General features: G+C 63.2%; 6 protein-coding genes. All 6 read left to right on the top strand.

Annotated elements, in window-relative coordinates:
* The first annotated feature begins 231 nt into the window (after nt 1-231).
* Entirely contained in the window at nt 232-435 is a 204-nt protein-coding gene (locus tag WEA77_RS03895; protein ID WP_368066552.1) for a hypothetical protein, read from the top strand.
* Nucleotides 436-693: 258 nt separating this feature from the next.
* On the top strand, nt 694-1,557 hold the full coding sequence (locus WEA77_RS03900) for a DnaJ C-terminal domain-containing protein (protein WP_368066553.1): 864 nt from the start codon (nt 694-696) through the stop codon (nt 1,555-1,557).
* Nucleotides 1,558-1,669: 112 nt separating this feature from the next.
* Nucleotides 1,670-3,352 carry a tetratricopeptide repeat protein gene (locus tag WEA77_RS03905; RefSeq protein ID WP_368066554.1) on the top strand — a complete coding sequence of 561 codons (1,683 nt, stop codon included), beginning with the start codon at nt 1,670-1,672 and terminating at the stop codon, nt 3,350-3,352.
* A gap of 256 nt (nt 3,353-3,608) precedes the next feature.
* Complete coding sequence (locus tag WEA77_RS03910; RefSeq protein WP_368066555.1) at nt 3,609-3,935, top strand: PepSY domain-containing protein; 327 nt, start codon at nt 3,609-3,611, stop codon at nt 3,933-3,935.
* Nucleotides 3,936-3,968: 33 nt separating this feature from the next.
* On the top strand, nt 3,969-4,652 hold the full coding sequence (locus WEA77_RS03915) for a response regulator transcription factor (RefSeq protein WP_291201924.1): 684 nt from the start codon (nt 3,969-3,971) through the stop codon (nt 4,650-4,652).
* Nucleotides 4,653-4,677: 25 nt separating this feature from the next.
* Nucleotides 4,678-6,108, top strand: coding sequence for an ATP-binding protein (locus WEA77_RS03920; RefSeq protein ID WP_368066556.1), 1,431 nt, complete (start codon nt 4,678-4,680; stop codon nt 6,106-6,108).
* The last annotated feature ends 129 nt before the right edge of the window (nt 6,109-6,237 follow it).

Raw genomic sequence — 6,237 nt, forward strand, 5'->3', positions numbered from 1 at the left:
AGGTTCGCATGGCTTGTGCCAGATCGGCTTCGTGCAGGGCGATTTCACCCATGAGGAGGCGGCCAATCATCTGATTGATCTCCTCTAAGCGCCGGACAGCCAGTTGCGCACCCCTGCGCGCTTAGTGGTCAACCGGCGCACGGTGTCGGACGTCGGCAGGCGGAAGGGCCCGGATGGGCGCTATGTCTGGCCGGCATTATCAGCGGCGCGGCGGGAGTGGATGCGCGGCGGTTGCCGCTCGACGAGGCGGCAGAGCGCGCGGATCTGGCGATGCTGGAACTGGGGCTGGAACTGGGGCTGGAACTGAGGCTGGATCCTGCCTTCAGGGCCGGTGGCAGCAGCGGGACGCAGACGCCGGGCTTCACCGGCCGGGAGGCCTTGCCCTGGCAGGTATGCCTCATTCGGGTACGCAGCGGCCAGGCCCACCGGCGCTGACGTGGCCGGGACATTGCTGAGAGCTGGATTTTCCCGGATGCGCCCAATGCCGGCCGTTTTGGAGTGGAGTTTGACTTCGGCGACGGTTTTGGCGGGGAGGCGGGGACCGAAATGCCAGATTGCGCTTTGCCGGCGCGGACCATAGGCCTGCGCGTCGCCCGGACCGGGCCGGATGGCCGCACCGGTCTATGGCTTTCAATCGGGCCCGGATCACCTTACCTGTAAGCGTTGGTTTGCCTTTGCAGCGAGGAGCCCGGATTGGCGCTCGATCCTTATACCATTCTGGGTGTGCCCCGCTCGGCCTCGGAGGCCGAGATCAAGAAGGCGTTCCGCGCCAAAGCCAAGACGCTGCATCCTGACCAGCACCCGGGCGACAAGGCGAAGGAAGAAGAGTTCAAGCGGCTGTCCAGCGCCTTCGAGATCCTTGGGGATGCCGAGAAGCGCGTCAAATTTGACCGCGGCGAAATTGACGGCGACGGAAACCCGAAGGGCTTTGCGGGCGGCGGCTATCCCGGCGGGGGCGGCGGGCGATGGGAAAGCGGCAACAGTCCGTTCGGCGCCCAGGGTGATCCGTTCGAGGATATCCTCTCCGGCATGTTCGGCGCTGGCGGCCGGCGGCGCAATCCCGGTCCCCAGAAGGGCCGCGACGTTCGCTACCGGGTCGAGATCTCGTTCGAGGACGCGGTGACAGGTGCACGCCGGCGTATGTCGATGGCGGATGGCAGCGCGCTGGACGTCAATATCCCGGCGGGGATTACCAGCGGACAGACCTTGCGGTTGAAGAGCCAGGGCCAACCGTCGCCGTCCGGCGGCGCGCCGGGCGATGCCCTGCTTGAAGTGGACGTGGCCACAAGCCCGGTCTGGACACGCGATGGCAAGGACCTGCGCATGCCCTTGACCGTGGACCTGCGCACGGCCGTGCTGGGAGGCACAGTGGAAGTGCGCACCCCGTCCGGGCCCGTCTCACTGAAAATCCCCGCCGGCACGAACACCGGCGCGCAGCTTCGGCTCAAGGGCAAGGGCGTGCAGCTGACCCCGCCGGGCGATCTTTATGTCCGCATCGAGATTGTGCTCAGCGACCCGAAAGACGAGGGTCTGAGGAAGTGGGCCGAGGGGCGATAACAGGAAATTTTCTCGCCCACTCAACAGGCCTTCGGCTTTGTGCTATGGTCGCCTTCTCGGAAAGCAGAGGGCCGAGCCCTTGCGGCAAGGCCTGGTGACGGGGACGCATCAGATGAAAACCAGATACTTGTTCGCGGCGGTCAGTCTGATCGCGCTCAGCGGCTGCAGCACAATTCATGGCGGGCCCGCGCCCGAGACCAGACAGACGCTTGCCGAAAAAGCCGGCGCGCCGCTGTTCAAGGGGATGGGTGATTTCCACCGGACAATCACCACGACCAGCCCGGACGCGCAGAAATACTTTGATCAGGGCATGGTGCTGGCCTTCGGGTTCAACCACGCCGAAAGCATCCGTTCATTCAAGGCGGCGCAGAAACTCGATCCGGCCTGCGCTATGTGCTTTTGGGGTGAGGCACTGGCAACCGGTCCGAACATCAACGTAACGAGCAAGGGCAAAGCCGTGATGTCGCCGGATGACCGGGCGTCTGCGCACCGCGCCATCCAGAAGGCGATCAGCCTGAGGAACACTGCTACGGACGCAGAACGTGCGCTGATCGACGCGCTGGCAACACGCTACAGCGCAGACTTCGTTGCGCCTCGTGAGGCGCAGGATATTGCTTACGCGGAAGCGATGAGCGCCTATGTTGCTGCCCATCCGCAGGATGACGATGCAGCGGCGATATATGCTGAGGCGTGGATGAACACCATGCCGTGGGACTATTGGTCTGCAGACGGAGAACCGAAACCGGACACGGTGAAGGTCATCAGAACCCTCGAGACCATCCTTGCCCGCTCTCCGGATCACCCGCTGGCGCTGCATCTCTACCTCCATGCGGTGGAAGCATCGGCAGATCCCGCCCGCGCCGAGGATGAAGCCGACCGGCTCTACAGGCTGGTGCCAGGATCAGGACACCTCGTCCACATGCCGGCGCATATCTTCTGGCGCGTAGGGCGCTATGAGGATGCGGCCCAGGCCAATATTATGGCAGCCAAGGTCGACGAAGAGTATATAGCGCAGTGTAACGCGCAGGGTTTCTACCCGGCGCTGTACTATCCTCACAACATCCACTTCCTCTGGGCGGCGGCGAGCATGTCCGGGCAAAGCGCGCTCGCGCTGGAGACGGCGCAGAAGCTGGCCGACAATGTCCGGATCGAACAGATCAAGCAGTTTCCAACGATCGAGTTCTTCAAGACGGTCCCAATGCTTGCGCACGTGCAATTTGGCAAATGGAGCGACATTCTTGCGATGGATGCGCCCCCTGCCGAACTGGATTACTCCAATGCGATCTGGCACTACGCGCGCGGTGTGTCCTTCGCGCGCACCGGACAACCTGACCTTGCTGCGGCTGAGCAGGCCCAACTTTCAGTCATGAAGGACACGGTCCAGATCCGGTTCATGGATACCAACGACTATCCGGCGAGCCACTTGCTGAACATTGCCGACAAGTTGCTGCTCGGCGAAATGGCGAATGCAGGCGGCAATCCGGATGAGGCCATCGCTTTGTTTGGCGAGGCGGTCGCGCTGCAGGATGCGCTGCCCTATACTGAGCCGCCTTTCTGGTACTACCCGACGCGGCAGTCGCTTGGCGAAGCGTTGATGAAGGCGGAGCGCTTTGCGGATGCAGAGGCGGTCTACCGCCGCGACCTTGAAGCGTATCCTCACAACGGATGGTCAATGGCCGGCCTCGCCGGGGCGCTGGAAAACCAGGGCGAAACGGAGGAGGCAATGCACCTGCGCCACCATTTCAAGGATGTCTGGCAATACGCGGACGTTGAGATTTCAAACTCGCGCCTTTGAAAGGACGCGGACTTAGGCCGATCCGGGAGGCGCGCCTGCCCGGGGGCCAGGCTTTTTGCCCGCGCATTGAGCGCTGGCGCGGGAGAACTGCGGTTGGTGCGGTGCGGGCGCTGCACCAAATCTCTGAAAGTAAATGGTTTTCAGTCACCTATAGGGTGCTATGCTTTGCCGGCTTGAGTTCGCCTGCGCCAGGCTGACTGAAGCCGAACTGTACCATTCACTTAACGTTCAGAGCCTTGCCAGCATATGAGGCCTCATGAAACGCACCCTCGCCCTCGCTGCCATGCTTGGCCTGATGTTTGCCCCCGGCGCGGCCGCGCAGGGCCAGGACCAGGGCTGGGGTAACCAGTTCTCGCCCGGCCAGGCGCGCGAAGCGGTCAAGGAAGGTCGCACGGTTCCGCTCAGCAAGATCTTCCAGTCGCTGAAGCGTGAGTATGGCGGCTACCAGCTGGGCGCCGAACTTTACGCGCAGGGCTCCGCCAGCGCAGTCTACGAAATCGACTGGCTGACCGATGACGGCCGCAAGGTTCGTGTTACGGTCGACGCGCAAACGGGCGCGATCATCAACCGCAGTGGCGGCTGAAGCGCACAAACGGAAATTGAAGAGGCAAGACAGATGAGAATCCTGGTCGTCGAAGATGATGCTGACCTGCGCCGCCAACTGGCGGACGCGCTGTCGCAGGCAGGCTACGCCGTAGACCTCGCCGCGGACGGCGAGGATGGACAGTTCCTCGGCGAAACTGAACCCTATGACGCGGTGATCCTCGATCTCGGCCTGCCGAAGATCGATGGTGTCAGCGTGCTGAAGAGCTGGCGCAAGGAAGGCAAGGCTTTCCCCGTGCTGATCCTGACCGCCCGCGACCAGTGGAGCGAGAAGGTGGCCGGTTTCGATGCGGGCGCGGACGATTACCTGACCAAGCCCTTCATCACCGAAGAGCTGCTGGCGCGCCTGCGGGCTCTTCTGCGCCGGGCGACCGGCCATTCGGCGGCGACGCTGGAGTGCGGCAAGCTGATGGTCGACACGCGCGCCGCGCGGGCGACCGTCAATGGCGAGCCAATCAAGCTGACGGCGCATGAGTACCGTGTGCTTTCCTACCTGATGCACCATCAGGGCCGGGTCGTGCCGCGCACGGAGCTGGTCGAGCATATCTACGATCAGGATTTCGACCGCGATTCGAACACGATCGAGGTGTTCATTGGCCGTCTGCGCCGCAAGATCGGCCAGGACCGGATCCAGACCGAACGCGGCCTCGGCTACCGCCTGATCGTGCCGGACGAAGAGGCGCGCGTTGCGGGCTGACGCGAATAAGCGCTAAACCGCCTCCATGAGCGAGGCTGAAGCAACCCCTCAGAGAAGCCTGATCGACCGCTGGTCAAGCGTGTCACTGGCGCGCCGCATAACAATTGCGGCGGCAGTATGGGGTGTCTTCGTGCTGATTGGCGGCGCTCTGGCGCTGTCGGCAGTTTACCGGGCCCAGACGCTGGCGCTGGTCGAGCGCGACCTTCAGGAAACGCTGGTGACGCTGTCGCGTGAACTGATCCGGGAAGAAGCGTTCCTGGCAGACGGGCGCATCACCAACACCAACCGCGATTTCTTCCCGAGTGATATACGTTTCCAGATGCAATACTCCGGACAATACTGGGCGGTGGTGGGTCTCAATAAAGACGGCACTATTTCCGGCGACTTCCGCTCCAAGAGCCTTTGGGACGAAGACGTACCGATCACGCTTGAGCTGGTCGAGCGCGCCGCCAGCGCGCCGGGCATCACGCAGTATGGCAATTATGACGGCCCGGCGGACCAGCGCTCGCGGGTTGCCGCGCAGGCCATCGTGATCGAGAACCGGCCAACGCCGCTGATTCTGGTCGCCGCATCAGACCGTTCACCGAACGACGCCTCGGCGACCCAGTTCCGAAATCTGCTGCTCGGCACGATGATTGCGCTGTTCGGCGGCGTGTTCGCGGCGATGCTGCTGGGCATCCGCTATTCTCTCAATCCGCTGGTGAAGCTGCAGGCGGATGTCGCGAAGGTGCGTGAGGGTGAGGCGCAGAAGCTGGGCGGGGACTACCCTTCCGAGGTTCGTCCGCTGACGGAGGAGCTGAACAAGCTGATCGAGCACAACCGCGAGGTTGTGGACCGTGCGCGCACGCATGTGGGCAATCTGGCGCACGCACTGAAAACGCCGCTGGCAGTTCTGAAGAATGAAGCCTCAGGCCAGTCGCAGCTGGATGATGTTGTGCGCCGACAGGCCGGCGCGATGCAGATGAATGTGGAGCATTACCTGAGGCGCGCGCGTGTCGCAGCGCGGGCTGAAACCATCGGGGCCCGGACGGAAATACGGGCGGTGATCGACGGGCTCGCGCGTCTTCTGAACCGGCTATTCGATGCGAAGGGTATCGAGGTGACGGTCGAGGGCAGTGCTTCCGCCATATTCAGGGGCGAGCAGCAGGATTTCGAGGAAATGGTCGGAAACCTGATGGAGAATGCCTGCAAATGGGCGGCGACCGAAGTAAAGGTGACAGTGTCCGACACGCCGCAGGAACTGACGATCATCGTTGAGGACGACGGCAAAGGGCTGACCGAAGAAGAACGCGAAGCGGCGATGAAGCGCGGCGTGCGGCTCGACGAGACAAGGCCGGGCACCGGACTGGGCTTGTCGATTGTCAAGGAACTCGCCGAGCTGCATAAAGGCTCCCTCGAGCTTGGCGTGGCTGCATTGGGCGGCCTCAGCGCCGCACTCCGGTTTACGCGCCCATGACGACTGCACCGCTTTCCCGCACCAACTGGCTTATCCTTGGCGCTTGCCTTGCGCTGGGCGTGGCAGGTTACGCCGTGATCGGCAAACCGGGCTTCGGCGACCAGCCCATGAGCGACCGGCAGGCGGCGC

The organism is Hyphomonas sp., from assembly GCF_040882205.1.
Classification (GTDB): Bacteria; Pseudomonadota; Alphaproteobacteria; order Caulobacterales; family Hyphomonadaceae; genus Hyphomonas.